At 48.0% G+C, this 15,338-nt stretch carries 13 protein-coding genes and 2 pseudogenes; all 15 read left to right on the plus strand.

What is annotated here, in order from left to right; all coding sequences use genetic code 11:
* The first annotated feature begins 13 nt into the window (after window positions 1–13).
* On the plus strand, window positions 14–1,375 hold the full coding sequence (locus tag OGY83_RS19650) for an S-type pyocin domain-containing protein (RefSeq protein WP_286636704.1): 1,362 nt from the start codon (window positions 14–16) through the stop codon (window positions 1,373–1,375).
* Window positions 1,376–1,882 (plus strand): DUF6392 family protein, encoded by a 507-nt coding sequence (locus OGY83_RS19655; protein ID WP_286636705.1) that lies wholly within the window; start codon window positions 1,376–1,378, stop codon window positions 1,880–1,882.
* Window positions 1,883–1,976: 94 nt separating this feature from the next.
* Window positions 1,977–2,153: a hypothetical protein gene (locus OGY83_RS19660; RefSeq protein ID WP_286548020.1), complete on the plus strand. Its 177-nt coding sequence runs from the start codon at window positions 1,977–1,979 to the stop codon at window positions 2,151–2,153.
* Window positions 2,150–3,028: pseudogene (locus OGY83_RS19665) on the plus strand (S-type pyocin domain-containing protein); the annotation flags it as partial. The gene OGY83_RS19660 and the pseudogene OGY83_RS19665, both read left to right, overlap by 4 nt.
* The gene (locus OGY83_RS19670; protein WP_286636706.1) at window positions 3,029–3,538 is read left to right on the plus strand and encodes a DUF6392 family protein; all 510 of its coding nucleotides are present in this window, start codon (window positions 3,029–3,031) and stop codon (window positions 3,536–3,538) included.
* Between the two features lie 451 nt (window positions 3,539–3,989).
* Window positions 3,990–4,703 (plus strand): hypothetical protein, encoded by a 714-nt coding sequence (locus OGY83_RS19680; RefSeq protein WP_286636708.1) that lies wholly within the window; start codon window positions 3,990–3,992, stop codon window positions 4,701–4,703.
* A 14-nt stretch (window positions 4,704–4,717) separates the two neighbouring features.
* Window positions 4,718–5,032, plus strand: a pseudogene (locus tag OGY83_RS19685) (SUMF1/EgtB/PvdO family nonheme iron enzyme); the annotation flags it as partial.
* 111 nt (window positions 5,033–5,143) lie between these two features.
* Window positions 5,144–5,410 carry a PAAR domain-containing protein gene (locus tag OGY83_RS19690; RefSeq protein WP_071692255.1) on the plus strand — a complete coding sequence of 89 codons (267 nt, stop codon included), beginning with the start codon at window positions 5,144–5,146 and terminating at the stop codon, window positions 5,408–5,410.
* Window positions 5,411–5,414: 4 nt separating this feature from the next.
* Complete coding sequence (locus tag OGY83_RS19695) at window positions 5,415–6,599, plus strand: KPHS_23130 family T6SS system protein (RefSeq protein WP_286636710.1); 1,185 nt, start codon at window positions 5,415–5,417, stop codon at window positions 6,597–6,599.
* Window positions 6,571–9,957, plus strand: coding sequence for an ImcF-related family protein (locus OGY83_RS19700; RefSeq protein WP_286636712.1), 3,387 nt, complete (start codon window positions 6,571–6,573; stop codon window positions 9,955–9,957). Before OGY83_RS19695 ends, OGY83_RS19700 begins: the two co-directional genes overlap by 29 nt.
* Window positions 9,954–11,552 carry a type VI secretion system protein TssA gene (gene tssA / locus OGY83_RS19705; protein ID WP_286636713.1) on the plus strand — a complete coding sequence of 533 codons (1,599 nt, stop codon included), beginning with the start codon at window positions 9,954–9,956 and terminating at the stop codon, window positions 11,550–11,552. Before OGY83_RS19700 ends, tssA begins: the two co-directional genes overlap by 4 nt.
* A 19-nt stretch (window positions 11,553–11,571) precedes the next feature.
* Window positions 11,572–13,338: a type VI secretion system baseplate subunit TssF gene (gene tssF / locus OGY83_RS19710; protein ID WP_286636714.1), complete on the plus strand. Its 1,767-nt coding sequence runs from the start codon at window positions 11,572–11,574 to the stop codon at window positions 13,336–13,338.
* Complete coding sequence (gene tssG, locus OGY83_RS19715) at window positions 13,299–14,387, plus strand: type VI secretion system baseplate subunit TssG (protein WP_286636715.1); 1,089 nt, start codon at window positions 13,299–13,301, stop codon at window positions 14,385–14,387. Before tssF ends, tssG begins: the two co-directional genes overlap by 40 nt.
* Window positions 14,362–14,895, plus strand: a complete 534-nt coding sequence (gene tssJ / locus OGY83_RS19720; RefSeq protein WP_286636717.1) for a type VI secretion system lipoprotein TssJ — start codon at window positions 14,362–14,364, stop codon at window positions 14,893–14,895. Before tssG ends, tssJ begins: the two co-directional genes overlap by 26 nt.
* Window positions 14,895–15,338 (plus strand): type VI secretion system baseplate subunit TssE, encoded by a 444-nt coding sequence (gene tssE, locus OGY83_RS19725; RefSeq protein WP_286636719.1) that lies wholly within the window; start codon window positions 14,895–14,897, stop codon window positions 15,336–15,338. Before tssJ ends, tssE begins: the two co-directional genes overlap by 1 nt.

A 15,338-nucleotide genomic window follows, 5' to 3' on the forward strand; every position in this document is an offset into this window, starting at 1 on the left:
GGAGAAAGCCGTGATGGCACAGATACTGGGGACCGGAGAAGGGAAAACATCATCAGCGGCAAAAGAGCCGGTTGTTGAGCGCATGCCCGCACAGGTGTTTTTTGAATCAATGGCGTTAGCTAACTCTGCGGCTGGCACATACATTGAGCTTTCGCAAGCAGCACCAGCAACAGGAACAATGGGGGAAGTCTCAGGCACTCTGGGCAGGGCTGTTGGTCAAGCAGTCACCAGAGTTGGTGTAGAAACAGTTGCTACGGTTGGTCGGCGTTTTGCGCTGGGGGCACTCTTCTATTCGAAAGGGTTAAATGCAGGTGAGACGGAAATGCTACAGAGCATACGTGGCGACCAGCTCTACCATAACCTGATCCATGGACAAATACTGATTGGCGCATACACCCGTGAGAACTTAACCGTCACTCGGGAAGAGTATCTTTCTGAATATACTCTGAGGAGTATTGCTGAACAAAACGGGAAAGCCCGTACACGTGTACGTTTTCGTATTGAAGAAGACCCCGCGACAGGGAAAATGATTTCCCGCAGTTACGAGGTGGGGGAAAAAAGCGGGCTGGATCGGGTTCGGGTCCGGTTTGCAGAACAAATCAATGACGAGCTGTGGCAATTTGAAGATGCCTTATCTGGTGTGACGCTGCTCTGGTCGAGGTCTGCCGGGCAGGGGCGATTTGAGTGGGGAACCAGCCAGACCACTGTCCATGATGGTAAAACAGGCGGTTATTCCACGCCACCTACACCAGTTCCGGACTCTCGGGGTATTTGGGGATTGCCTAACCCGGCACCTGAACCGTTACCCCCCGTACCGGGCACGCCGATCCCGGAGGAGCAGAAGCCAAATATTGAAACATTTCCTATCGAAGACCGGGATTTCAATGACTTTATCATTGTTGACCCGAAGGGGGTTGTCCCTGCAATCTATGTCTATTTTCAGAAAGCTTCAGTTGGAGATTTAGAGGTTGACTATTACGGAAATTTTGAAGGCCGTTCAAGGCAGGGTTTAGAAGTAGATCATATTCCTTCAAAGGAAGCAGTTAGGATATATTTGAAAGGAAGATATCCGCACTTGGATAATGATACTATAGAGCAAATGACTGACAGGGTGGCTGCTGTCGCTATTCCGGCGGAAGTACACCGGCAATGTAGTGAAACCTATGGTGGAAGAAACAATAGTAAATTTAAAACAGAAGACGGGGAATTGATTCCTCAAAAGGTTCTGGATGCTAGTAATCTGAGAGCCGCAGTTGATTTTAACTGGGATGTTAATGCTGAGTGTCTTAAAGATTATTATAATGTTAGCAATGAAAAACTTGAGCAAATTAGAGCCAGGCTACATGAATTAAATCAGGACGCGGGGTTATATTAAATGAGCTTGAATGTTGAAAAATTGATAGAAAATATTGGGAAATCATATCAGGATATTTATGATCAAGGTTTAATTCCCTACAAAACAAAACCAACGGGTACTGTTAGTGATGATATTGCCAGGTTGAATATGAGGCGAGAAGGAATATTTTTATCTTTTATCAATAACCAGGAAAAAAATCTTGAAGAAGTGACTTTGCGGTTAGAAGATGAAAATAAAACGGATTGGTTATTTCCTAATCCGCTGCCATTTGGTCTTGAACCTGTAATGTCCCAGAAATGGGTAAGGGACAAACTTGGTCATCCAATGATTTACACTGATGCGCAGATAATCATGACTATTTATGTTGGTGTGAAGGAATTTTATACTTTGCCGGCCCCTCATCAATATATCGTTGCTGCATTTACCTATGACAAAGATTTTTTTGTACAAAAAGTCACATTCTACTCAATTGAGCGAGTCAAAGAAATACAAGCCGCGTTAGAGAAAAAACGGCTGGGTGGATAATGAGTGTGAGTGCTGAGGTGTTTTTATTAACCCCAGTCGTTAATGAATTTAAGCATGTTAGATGGGATTCTATTTATTAAACGGAGTTAACGCTATGAATATGGAACTAACAACATCAGGGCCTACGCTTAACCGCTACAGCTTAACGATCCCTTCATGCCCGCATGCTCTGGATGTGTTGCGTTTTGAGGGACTGGAGCAGTTAAGCGTCCAAAAAGGTCAGATATTTGAAGGGCGAACGGATACAGAAGGGAAAACGGTCAGTGTTTAGAAGAAGATCCCGCGACAGGGAAAATGATTTCCCGCAGTTACGAGGTGGGGGAAAAAAGCGGGCTGGATCGGGTTCGGGTCCGGTTTGCAGAACAAATCAATGACGAGCTGTGGCAATTTGAAGATGCCTTATCTGGTGTGACGCTGCTCTGGTCGAGGTCTGCCGGGCAGGGGCGATTTGAGTGGGGAACCAGCCAGACCACTGTCCATGATGGTAAAACAGGCGGTTATTCCACGCCACCTACACCAGTTCCGGACTCTCGGGGTATTTGGGGATTGCCTAACCCGGCCCCCGAACCGTTACCCTCCGTACCGGGCACGCCGATCCCGGAGGAGTAGAAGCCAAATATTGAAACATTTCCTATCGAAGACCGGGATTTCAATGACTTTATCATTGTTGACCCGATGGGAGTTGTATCGGCGATTTATGTGTATTTTAAAAAAACTGATGTGGGGGATCTTGAAGTTGACTATTACGGAAATTTTGAAGGCCGTTCAAGGCAGGGCCTATATGAAGTAGATCATATTCCTTCAAAGGAAGCGGTTAGGATATATTTGAAAGGGACATATCCAAACCTGAAAGATGATATTATAGAACAAATGACTGACAGGGTGGCTGCTGTTGCTATACCGATAGAGGTGCATCGGCAATGTAGTGAAACCTATGGTGGAAAAAACAATAGTAAATTTAGAACACAAGACGGAGGATTGGTCACTCAAAAAGTTCTGGATGCCAGTAATTTAGAAGCAGCAGTGGATGCTAACTGGGATACAAATGCTGAGTGCCTTAGGAATGAATATGGTGTAAGTGATAAAAAGATCGAAGAGATCAGAGCCAGATTACATGAGCTAAACCGGAAAGCGGGGTTATATTAAATGAGTTTGAATGTTGAAAAGTTGATAAAGAACATTGGGAAATCATATCTGGATATTTATAAGCAAGGATTGATCCCCTACAAAACAAAACCGAGTGGTACTGTTGGTGATGATATTTATAGATTAGATATGAAACGAGAAGGGGTATTTTTATCGTTTGTTAATAATCAAGATAAAAATCTTAAGGAAGTGACCTTACGGTTAGAAGATGAGAACAAAACTGACTGGTTGTTTCCTAACTTGCTGCCATTTGGTCTTGAACCAGTAATGACGCAAGGATGGGTGCGAGACCGATTTGGTCATCCGATTACTTACGTTGATGCCAGCGTGATTATGACTATTTATGTTGGGGTGGAGGAAACATATATTTTACCAACTCCGAATCAAAATATTGCAGCGGCGTTTTCTTACAATCAATATTTTTTTGTCAACAGGATCACATTTATTCCAGTGGAACGAGCAAAGGAGATTCAGGTGGCATTGGAGAAAAAACGACTTGGTGGCAAATGAACATTGACGTCGAAACTCTTGTGAGGCAATTAGGTACACCTTGTCAGGATATTTATGATCAAGGTTTAATCCCTTTCAAAACAGAACAAAACCAACGGGTACTTTTAGCGATGATATTTTAGGCTGAATATGAGGCGAGGAGGGATATTTTTATCTTTTATCAATAATATGGTTCGACCCGCATCCTGACGACACACCTCCCGCTAACGTCGGGAAGACGGACGATAAAACCATAGTCAGTAAAGAACGGAAATTTGCGGCAATTGCGAAGCTGGAAATGGGGGTATCGCTACAGGCGGGTGCCGGGGGAAGCGCGGTTTTATACGTTACCTACATCCAGGGGCGTTTTCGTATTTATTGCAAAGCGGCATTTTGCTGGGGAGCCGGTGCAAAGGGGAGTCTGGGGTTTGAGGTTGATGGCGGCTGCTATTTAGCCTTTATGAAAAGTTTTATGTACATGCTACGCAACGTTGATTATCAAAAGTTAGCCGACATGATGAAATTAGACGCCTTTCAGGCATTGTGCGCCATCCCCTTAATTATGGCGGCCCGTGGCGTCCAGGCGGCGGTCGCTATGGCGGATCAGGCAACGGGTATCGTTTCTCAATTACTTAATGATTTAACCGAGGAAAATAACCGGGTTAAGCTGATGGAGAGTGTGCTGAATAACCCGGATCAGTTTAAATACTCGCCACCGGAAACCAAAGGCGCACTGATTGCGCAGCTAATGGATATCAGTTGGGTGGACCCTCTCGACCCGCGAAACCAAAACAATAACTTGCTCACGTTTAACTCATGGAAGTTAGGACCAATGAAACGCCGTAAGCAGGCCATCTTCATGGCGTTGAAATGGGTACAAAGCAAAGCCGATTACGACAATGTTATGCAGCATATTACTGAAAGTCCTGGAAAGGTGAAAGGTGACCGTAATAAAAATGAGCAGACGGTAATTACATTCCTTTCCGACGGTGAGAATGATTCTGTGTTTTTTACCCATTACGGTAAGAAGCTACCTGAGTTATATAGACATCTGCCTGACTGCATTGCACCAGAAGAGCCGTTCAAACCGATACCCGATAAATTAATGGATCGGTATTTAGCGTTGATTGACCAGCAACAGACATATGACCCCATGAGTGATGATGGACAGACCAGAACGGCTTAATTAAGGATATCAAAATGAATAGGCAATACTGCGCCGCACTATTAGTAACAATAGCATTTTGTAATGGCTGTGATACCAGCACCAGTGCGGAAAGCCAGCAGCTCACCCAGGCGCTGGTGAAGCGTTCGCTGGATAATATGGTCCCGGTCGCGGGCGGTGAGTTTTTAATGGGGGACTTCGGCCCGCTGATTTGGGAAAAGCTGCCCTTCAGCTCGAACCAGGATGATAAATACCTGCATAAGGTCAGGCTGAGTGACTTTATGATTGGTAAATATAAGGTCACGCATAAAGATTATAATGAGTATATAAAAATCACCCATCGGAAAAAATCGTTTATCTTTATTAAGTGAAGGCTGTGCTTTGAAGAAGAAAGTGGCTGGCTTTTTTTTGATGTTTTTTATTAACTGTCGATTTGTTTTCTTTTTTTACTGGAGTGAAATATGTCAAAAGGCTTTGTTTTGCTTGGTGATAAAACGACTCATGGAGGAAGTGTGATATCTGCATCTTCTACCATGTTTGTTCAAGGGAAAAAAGTAGTTCTTCTGGGGGATCTGGTCAGTTGTCCGATACCCTTCCATGGCATTAATCCTATTATTGAAGGTTCATCAGAATGGTTTTCTGATGGTAAACCGATAGTTGTCGATGGATGCCATAGTCTATGTGGATGTCAGGTTATTTCAAGTGCGCCGGAAGCATCAATAGGATGAAACCATGGGCTGGGAACGCCATAGAATTATCACGCCCGTACCTCCTGAACCTCTTTCTCTCTGGCGATGGATACTGGTCGGTATATTATCAGTAATAGTAAGCATCTTACTTTTTGTATTGCATGCAACAGAGCATCTGTTTTTTATTAATGATGTCAATATCTGGCTGGTTTCACTTTTCCCAGTGTTCCTATGGTTAATAATTGCCAGTATTAGAGGGTGTTTATATGGGCGGGCGCTTGAATATTATGAGTTTTTGCAAAAAGAAATATTGCTTTCTCAGCGTGAATGGCAGTCTTGGGGGCAGCGCTCTATTGTCGTGATAAATAGCTGCGTATTGTTACCAGAGAAAATTACCGTTGCAATTATTGCTGGTAATTCAAAAAATACTGCGAACCAATATGATTTGGTTCATCGTATAAATTATTTACCTCAGGTCAAAAATCAATGCCATGCCGCGGCTGTGTTGCTTAACACTATAGCTGAGTCTCTGAGCATATTACCGACTGGCATTCCGTTGCATGTAACTCTCGTCACGGACGGTTCAACTGAAGAAATTTGCTTACTGCAAACCAACTTTCATCACATCTGGCAGACAAGTTTACCTGACAGCCTGCAGCCTTCCTCTGTACTGATTGTCACTGAGTTTCCGTGCCACCGACTGGATACAATTCTGAAAAATGCTGAAATCAGAAGCGATCTTTTTCTGATTTTGCAATTTAATGGGCAGGATAAATATTCTGATGGCATGGCTGTTTTTCTTTTAACCAGTGATGATGTTGCGCGCAATTACGGTTTGGAAGGCAAATGTCGTTTATTGCGTCCAATGCCTTTGGATAAATCGCGTTTGCCGCATGATTTAACCACTTTTATTACTACACAGGTCAGTGCGAAAAAAACCAGGACCATTGTGTCTGATTACCAGTCAATTGCTTCGTGGAGTACGCAACTCTATCCAATTGCTCATGAAAATGGTGTTCATTGGCAGGTTGAAAACACCATTGTTCTTGAACGATTTATGGGGATCCCCGGTCCATTTTCCGGTTGGCTATGTGCTGGTGTGACCGCTGATATGTCAATGCATCACTCAGCATCATATTTGATCGTTTCTGTTCAGGAACAACAGCCATATATCTGTACCGTTTTACCCTGGAGTGATAATGAATACGACAAGCCATCTATGGAGTAGGGGAAGCCAGGCTGTTTTGTTTTTGGTAGTCCTGGCGGGATTATCATGGCTGGCGAATCGCTTTGGTGAGTATCTGGGCGCAGATTCACCTACGAAGAAATTTCTCTTAGTTGTAGCCACGGCAATTTTAATTATTTTGATTCGCCTGTATCCGCATATCAGCATTTATGCAAGGGAGCATCTGTTTCGCATAAAAGAGGAAAACGTCGGAGTTTTTCCTGAAAATGAATCCCGAATAGAGGAAACACTCTCCAGGAATATGCGGACAGGAGAAATTCGTGATGCACTTAAAGAGAGTTACGGCCGCCTCTGGCGCGCCAAAACGCGTATCCTGCTGGTGATGGGAGATGCCTCTCAGGTTGAGCAACTGGTACCTAAACTCACTACTCAGCGCTGGGTTGAAGGGGATGGCGTGGTGTTAATCTGGGGAGGTACGATCACTGAAGCGCCAGATGCCTCGTTGTTTGATGCGATACGCAAGCTGCATCGGCGTCCGCTGGATGGGATTGTATGGGTAACCCCCAATTTTCAGCACCAGAATACACTGGTTCAATCGGCACCTGTTGTCTCTTTAACCGCAGAACAAATAGATAATGCCGCCCGCCATCTTCAGGCTGTTTTTACCACGCTTCGCTGGCGAGTGCCGTTATACCTTTGGTCGCTGCATGGTGCCCAATTCGTCCGGGATGACGTAACCCTACACTCTGCGACGTGTTTGTTCCCTGCAGGATGCACCAAGGCTTTATGTCGTTCACAGTTGACCTCGCTGGCAATGCAGATGGTGGAGCAGGGCACGCAGCAGGTTACGCGCAATATCCGCGATAGCTTCTTACTAAAAATGGCTAACTTGCTGATGCCTAATGCAGAAGCCATCAGCGAATCGTTGTCCACTTTTTTCAGTCCGCATCGGCCTCTGCCGCTGGCGGCGGTCATCCTGAGCCAGTATGCGGAAAGTACTTCATCGCACGTCGGGCATGCCTGGATACGTGATGAACGCTGGCGTGCGCTGCTTGATTCACTCCCTGCGTTACCTGCTGAACTTAAGGCACAGCGTACAGGCCGTTCAGGGATGCGTGTGTTGGCCGTGTGTACAGCCGGTTTGATGCTGCTATGGGGGGCGGGAATGGTGGTGTCTTTCCTGGCGAATCGCAATCTGATTGGCAAAAGTCTGGACCAGGCGAGCCTGGCAGGCGGTGTGGATAAACCGCTCGCCGAGCGTCTTACGGCGCTGTCTGCTCTGCAGCAAACGCCAGGTCAGCTTCGCTGGCGTCAGCAGAATGGGGTGCCGTGGTACTACCGCTTCGGCTTAAGCCAAAATGATGCTCTGTTGGATGCGCTATGGCCGCGTTATACACGTATCGCTATTCCACTCTTGCGTGATGAAGCTGTCCAGCATCTTACCCAGGAATTAACGGCGTTAACTCGACTGGCTCCAGACAGCCCGCAGTTTGCCGCCCAGGCAAAGATCGCCTACAACCAGCTGAAAATGTATCTGATGCTTTCCCGGCCTGAGCAGATGGATGCATTATTTTTTAGTCAGGCGCTGATGCAAGACTGGCCGGAGCGAGCGGGTATTTCGCGCGCATCATGGCAGGGCGTTGGCCCTGGGCTCTGGCAATTCTGGGGAGAAAACCTTCAGGCGCATCCTGAATGGAAGATAGCAGCCGATAAAAATCTTATTAGCCAGGTGCGAACGCTGTTAATTCGTCAGATGGGGATCCGCAATGGCGAAGCCGCCCTGTATCAGAAAATCATTGAACAGGTAACGCCGCATTACACCGATCTTCGTCTGGAAGACATGACCGGCGATACCCGGGCAGAGCACGTATTTTATACCCGAAATTCGGTTGCTGGCGTGTATACCCGCAAAGCCTGGGAAGAGGAGGTTTTGCCTGCCATAGAGAAAATCGTCAACAACCGTCGGGAAGAAATGGATCAGGTGCTGGGAGATGATACGCATTCTGCAAGCGACCCTCTCTCTCCACAGGCCTTAAAGGCGCGTCTTAGCGAGCGTTACTTCACGGATTTTGCCGACAACTGGCTGGATTTTCTCAACAGTATTCGCTGGAAGCGCACCCAGACGCTAAGTGATGCCATCGATCAACTCACGTTGATTGCAGATATCCGTCAGTCTCCTCTGGTTGCGTTAATGAATACGCTCGCCGTTCAAGGACGCACAGGGCTAACCGGTGAAGCGCTGTCGGACTCACTGGTGAAGTCGGCAAAGGATCTATTTAACACCAAAGAAAATCAAACCATTGACCAGCATGCGCGGGAAGAAGGCCCTATGGCGAGCACCTTCTCGCCAATCCTGGCCTTGATGGATGAACAATCGGCTGGACAGGATATCAGCCATCTGAGTCTGCAAACCTACCTGACCCGGGTAACGCAGGTCAGGCTAAAACTCCAGCAGATTACTAACGCTGCCGATCCGCAAGGCATGAGTCAGGCTCTGGCGCAAACGGTGTTTCAGGGCAAAACCGTCGATCTCACCACCACGCGTGACTATGGCAATCTGGTGGCTGCCAGTCTGGGGCAGGCATGGAGTGGATTTGGTCAAACGATGTTTGTTCAGCCGCTGGAGCAGTCATGGCAGCAGGTGTTGCAGCCAACCGCGGCGGGCCTGAATGCGCAATGGAAAGCGCTGATTGTGAATGACTGGAACAGCGCATTCGGCGGACGTTATCCGTTTCGCGATGTTGGCAGCGAGGCTTCTCTGCCGCTGCTGGCGCAATATCTGCGAAGCGATAATGGGCGAATCCCGCATTTTCTCGATAGTCATTTAAGCGGTGTGCTGCATAAACAAGGAAGTCACTGGGTTGCCGACACGGTGAATGCTCAGGGGCTGGAGTTTAATCCGGCGTTCATTGAGGCGATGGACCAGCTCAGTCAAATTGCGGATGTCGCATTTATTCGTGGAGATGCTGGGATGCGTTTTGAATTGCGTCCTGGAACGGCGCGCGATGTGATGCAGACTGACCTCGTGCTGGATGGACAGAAACTCACCTACGTTAATCAGATGCCAGCGTGGAAAAACGTTGTCTGGCCTGCTGATACTCAAGCGTCAGGGGCAACCCTAAGCTGGGTGAGCACGAATACGGGAACCCGAATCTACTCAGATAATCCTGGTACCTGGGGCTGGATAAGATTGCTTGAGAAAGCGGAGATAACCGATAACGCTGGCGTGAGCAGCGGTTTCAACCTGCGCTGGACTGCACAGGATGGATTGCCGCTGAACTATACCCTGCGAACGGAAGCCGGTGAAGGTCCCCTTGTATTACTCAAACTCCGTGATTTTGAACTACCAGAAGCAATTTTTGTTGTAAGCGGCAAGATTTCCTCAGAGGAAGAAGAATGAGCGCTTTGAAACGTCTACTGGCCGCCAGCACGGCTTCGCCAGATGAACAACAGCAACTAATGGAACAGGCGCAAACGCAGACTGCGCTATGGCAAAACTGGTTATTGCCCATTTCAGCAGCCAACCCCGGTGGTGAAGATCCTGGCTATGACGATGATTTTCAGCGCATGCGAGAGGAGGTGAATAAACTTTCTGGCGCACAAACGGATCTCATCATTGAGCTTGCGGAAAAACTATTGATCACCACCTGTAAGGATGTCCGCGTTGTCACTTACTACACATGGGCACGTTTGCATCAGGATGGTGAGCCCGGCCTGGCGGATGGTCTGATTTTGCTGGCTGGCCTGATGCAACAATATGGCGATTCTCTCCATCCTTTAAGAGCCAACAGCCATAAGGCCGCCCTTGAATGGCTGGCAGGCGGGAGGATGCTGGATAGTCTGGCACGTTTTCCCGAAGTTTCACGACCTGACGCGCAACGGATTGCCGGTGCGCTGATGCTGCTTGAGCAGCAGTTTAGCCAGCGAGAGGAGAGTATTCGTCCTGGGCTTGGGGGGCTGTATAGCGCGCTGGAGAACCGTCTGGTCCAATCTGGCGGGGCTCAGGCATTGGTGCCGCAAAATATCAGTGCTCAACCCAGTCGGCACAGCGCAGAAACCCCCGTCCTCAAAGGTATTGCCTCTGGCCGTGAGCTGCTGGAACAGGCTCGGGTGTTGGCGAAATACTTAAGCGATCAGCCGGATGGCTGGCTGGCGGCGCATCATTTGATGAAAAGCGTGCGGCTCGATACGGTCAGCCAGCTTCCACCGCCAGATGGCACCGGACGTACGCGCCTGGTACCGCCCAAGAGTGATTATCGCGCGCAGCTCAAACGTCTGTATTTGCAGCAAAGTTGGACTGAACTGATTGAGTTAACGGACAGCTTATTTGTTGAGGGAGTGAATCATTTCTGGCTGGACGTGCAGTGGTATCTTCATCAGGCATTAACAAGGGCGGGATCGCCATGGGATAAAAATGCCGCGATTATCATCAGCGACCTGAAAATGCTGCTGCATCGGATGCCGGGACTGGAAACGCTGGCTTTTAACGATGGAACCCCTTTTGCTGACGATGTCACCCGTGAGTGGATAGCCCGTGATGTGCTGCAGGAAAGTGGCTGGCAGACTGAAAAAATCGCCGCGGCTAGTGCAGGAGCGGACGACGATATTCTGCTACTTGAAAGCGAAGCTCTGACGCTGGCGGATAGCGAAGGCGTTGAAGCCGCGCTCGCCTGGGTTCAGGCACGTCCTGGTATTGTTTCACGTCGACAGCGTTGGTTGCGCCAGCTGTTGATGGCTCGTCTGACGGAACAATGTGGACGCAACGATCTCGCGCTGCATTTGCTTGGCGAATTGAATACCACAGCACACTCTCTCACTCTCAAACAATGGGAGCCTGAGCTGCTGTTTGAAGTTAAAGCTCGACGGCTGAAACTTCTGCGTTTAAAAGCCAACCGCAGTGAAAGCGATAAAGCGCGTCTGGCACCAGAGATGGACTCATTGTTGTCCTGTTTGGTCGCCATCGATCCCGCCAGAGCCGCCGTCTTGTGCGGCTAAAAAAAAAGCGAACTGTAAAATGGAAGATTTAACTCTGCGTTATTATGACGCGGAAATGCGTTATTTAAGGGAAGCGGCAAAAGAGTTTGCGCAGGCGCATCCGGATCGTGCAGCGATGCTGGATCTGGATAAAGCCGGTATTCCCGATCCCTATGTGGAACGGTTATTTGAAGGTTTTGCATTTTCGATGGGGCGATTGCGCGCCAAAATAGACGATCATCTCCCTGAATTTACCGAAGGGTTGATGAGTCTGCTGTGGCCACATTACTTACGTACCATTCCCTCCTTAAGTATTGTCGAGCTTTTACCTGATATTGATGTGCTGAAAATGAGCGAGCGGATTAACGCGAGGTTTGGCATATTGTCACAGCCCGTTGGCCCTAAAAAAACGGTATGTCAGTATCGTACTACCCAGCCCGTTACGCTTAATCCGCTGTCTGTCGTGGCGGTGAATATTGATGCCGAACCTGATGGGCGCTCGGTCATCCGTATGCGAATAAAGTGCAATCCACAGATGGACTGGTCGCAAACCGATCTGACGCGTCTCAGCCTTTACCTCAGCGGTGACGCGCCGGTAACCCACGCGCTACACCTTGCTCTGACAAAGCGTCTGGCTTCTCTTTATTTGAGACTCCCCAACAACGTAGAACGTATTCGACTGGAGGGTTTCTTTTCCCCGGGCGGATTTGCCGATGAAGACAGTTTGTGGCCAAAAGGCGATACGGCGTTTGGCGGCTGGCAATTATTGCTTGAGTATTTTACGTTCCGCGAAAAATTTATGTTTGTCCATCTTAACGGTCTGGAAAAAATATCGTTTCCTGAGGGTATCGACTGCTTTGAAATAGAAGCGGTACTGACTCAACAGTGGGATTCTGAGCTTCCTGTGGGGAGTGAAAACATTCGTCTTCATTGTGTTCCGGTTATTAATCTTTTCACTATCGAAGCCGACCCGCTGGTAGTTAATGGACTGGAAAGCGAATATTTGCTGCGTCCGCGAAGGTTGCAGGATGGACATACGGAAATTTATGCAGTCGATGCGGTTTCAGGATCACAGCGAACGCGTAACGCCGTTTATGCCCCTTTCACCAGTTTTCGCCACAAGGGAGGCATGATGCGCCGTAACGCACCCGAGCGTTATTACCATACGCGTGTCAGGCGCGGCGTATCCGGATTGTATGATACATGGCTGATCCTCGGGGGAGATGCCTGGGAGCGGGATCGCCTTGCTGAGTATGAAACCTTGTCTTTGAAAGTGACCGGAACAAACGGTCAGCTACCGCGGCGAGCTTTGCAAAGCACATTGCTCAATCGTTGTGAGCAGATCCTCCAGACACCGCTTGCCGTGCGCAATCTGTCTAAACCGACGCTACCTGCTTACCCTCCCGCTGAGGATCGTTTTCACTGGCGAGTGTTGAGTCACCTGGGATCCAGCTTTCTGAATATGATGGCCAGCGCTGAAGTGCTCAAAGGAACGTTGTCTCTCTATAACTGGCAGGATGATGAACTTAATTATCGTCGTCTGGATGCGATCATGGATGTTCAACAACATGAAATACAGCGCTTTGAAAAAGGATTTCTACTCCGTGGTGTGGACATCGAAGTAACGCTTGATGAAAACGGATTTACAGGCGAAGGCGATATTCATTTGTTTGGTGAAATGCTTAACAGCTTTTTTGCATTGTATGCGGATATACATTTGTTTAATCAGCTTACTTTAATCATACAGCCAGCAGGGAAAAGCTTGCGATGGAAAGAGAATCACAATCAGCGACTACCCGGTTGCTAACGAGCCTTGGTGAAAACCTGCCCCGTACCAATTTTTATCGTTTCTGTCAGTTGCTGGAACAGTGGAATCCGCAAGCGCCAAGTCCTGGAAGTCAACAAAGCCCACGCTTCGATGCTATTCGTTTTCGTCCTCATCCGGGGATGGGGTTCCCGGCGGGCGAGCTAAAAAGTGCAGAATATAATCCGCAGCAACCCACACTTCCACCAACGGTTCGTGTCAATTTTATGGGGCTGTATGGCGTGGAATCGCCGCTGCCGACAACCTATCAGGATGATATTGCCCAGCGTCAGGAAGGTGCGGACGTTGCCGCTGAGTTTCTGGATATTTTTAACCATCGCTTAATTACGCAGTTTTATCGAATCTGGCGTAAATACAGCTATCCAGCGACCTTTCGCTCAGGTGCGACAGATGAGACTTCACAATATTTGCTGGGGTTGACTGGGCTGGGAATTCAGGGGTGCGCCACACAAACAGATACCCCGGTATCGCGCTTTTTGGCGCTGTTGGGAATAATGAGAATGCCAACGCGTACTGCAGAAGGTATATCCGCGCTGGTTTCTTTATTATCACCAACAACAAATACCACCGTGACCCCTCATGATAAACGCTTAATCCTGCTGGATAAGGCGTTAAAAATGAGTGTGCGGCAACCCGTTAGCCTCCATTCTCGTCCGGTGATGGGACGTAGCGCCGTAGATATTAACAGTCAGGTGCTAATTACGCTTACAACGGACGTTCCCGATGAAGCTCGTGAATGGCTACCGGGTGGCCAGCTTTACCATGATTTTCTCGCGCTGATGCACGTTTATTTAGGTGCCAGAGTGAATGCGAGACTGCAATTACGCATTCCTCGATCGGTGCTTCCGGATGCTCGTCTTACCAGTAATCAAAGCGAGCACGCAGTTCAGCTTGGCCGCACGGCTGTGATGCGCCTGGATAAACAGGAAGCTAAGAATCAATTTATAACAATTAAGCTTGGGCTTTGGCAGAGCCTTACTCAACATGTTCAACGGAGGGAAGCCGATGAGACTGGCGATTATCGCTATTAATTTTGCCGTAATAACTGGAATGGTCAGTTTAGTTACCGGGTGTGGTCTGACACAAAAAGTATCTGAAGGTACCGTGTCATTAACGAAGTCGATTTTTTATAAGGAAATTAAAACCCTGCATTTGGATCTTTCCGCCAGAGAAGCCGCTAATAAAAATGCGCAGGGCATAGCGCTTTCGACGGTCGTGCGTATTTACCAACTCAAAGATCGAAAAGCATTTGACTCGGCTAATTATCAGTCCTTATTTGCGCAAGATAGTACGGTGGTGAAAGCAGATTTATTGGCTCAGAAAGATGTTCGGGTACGACCTGGTGAAAGCGTAACTGTCGATATTCCACTCGAAAACGAAGCGCAGTATGTTGCCGTGGCGGGAATGTTTATTTCTCCCGATCAGTCTGAAGATTCATGGCGCGTGGTCTTACGTCGTGAAGATCTCGATCCTGATAAGGCGCGAGTAATCGAATTAAATACCCAGACTTTGGCACTCATGGCGCAGGAGAGCGAGTAATGATCAAGCAGCCTTCTCTTTATGACATCTTATTGGGTAATTTTTCCGGTGGTTTCCCGTTGCATGCGGTTAGCGAAAATACGCAGGTCATCATATCCGTCCTCGATAATATGCAGCGCATTTTGAATACTCGTGCCGGTAGCCTCAAACATTTACCCGATTATGGTCTGCCGGATATGACCAAAATCCTCCAGGGTATGCCAGGAACGGCACATCAGCTTATCAGCACGCTTTCTCAGGTTTTGTTGAAGTATGAACCGCGACTAAAAGGCATTCAGGTAACGATGCTGGAGCAAGAAACGCCGGGGCATTTGCGTTATTCCATTGATGCGGAACTTCATGATCTTGGCATTGTTCGCTATGCCACTGATTTTACCCCTGAGGGGCGGGTTCTTATTCGTCATCTTAAGAAGCAGGGGTGGCTTGAGAAGGGAGTATGCTGA

This window comes from Citrobacter sp. Cpo090 (genome assembly GCF_030332665.1).
Classification (GTDB): domain Bacteria; phylum Pseudomonadota; class Gammaproteobacteria; order Enterobacterales; family Enterobacteriaceae; genus Citrobacter; species Citrobacter portucalensis.

Bases quoted from the DNA above. Each gene is read 5' to 3' on its own strand.
- OGY83_RS19650 (WP_286636704.1), top strand. From the start codon at position 14: ATGGCACAGATACTGGGGACCGGAGAAGGGAAAACATCATCAGCGGCA.
- OGY83_RS19655 (WP_286636705.1), top strand. From the start codon at position 1,376: ATGAGCTTGAATGTTGAAAAATTGATAGAAAATATTGGGAAATCATAT.
- OGY83_RS19660 (WP_286548020.1), top strand. From the start codon at position 1,977: ATGAATATGGAACTAACAACATCAGGGCCTACGCTTAACCGCTACAGC.
- OGY83_RS19670 (WP_286636706.1), top strand. From the start codon at position 3,029: ATGAGTTTGAATGTTGAAAAGTTGATAAAGAACATTGGGAAATCATAT.
- OGY83_RS19680 (WP_286636708.1), top strand. From the start codon at position 3,990: ATGTACATGCTACGCAACGTTGATTATCAAAAGTTAGCCGACATGATG.
- OGY83_RS19690 (WP_071692255.1), top strand. From the start codon at position 5,144: ATGTCAAAAGGCTTTGTTTTGCTTGGTGATAAAACGACTCATGGAGGA.
- OGY83_RS19695 (WP_286636710.1), top strand. From the start codon at position 5,415: ATGGGCTGGGAACGCCATAGAATTATCACGCCCGTACCTCCTGAACCT.
- OGY83_RS19700 (WP_286636712.1), top strand. From the start codon at position 6,571: ATGAATACGACAAGCCATCTATGGAGTAGGGGAAGCCAGGCTGTTTTG.
- tssA (WP_286636713.1), top strand. From the start codon at position 9,954: ATGAGCGCTTTGAAACGTCTACTGGCCGCCAGCACGGCTTCGCCAGAT.
- tssF (WP_286636714.1), top strand. From the start codon at position 11,572: ATGGAAGATTTAACTCTGCGTTATTATGACGCGGAAATGCGTTATTTA.
- tssG (WP_286636715.1), top strand. From the start codon at position 13,299: ATGGAAAGAGAATCACAATCAGCGACTACCCGGTTGCTAACGAGCCTT.
- tssJ (WP_286636717.1), top strand. From the start codon at position 14,362: ATGAGACTGGCGATTATCGCTATTAATTTTGCCGTAATAACTGGAATG.
- tssE (WP_286636719.1), top strand. From the start codon at position 14,895: ATGATCAAGCAGCCTTCTCTTTATGACATCTTATTGGGTAATTTTTCC.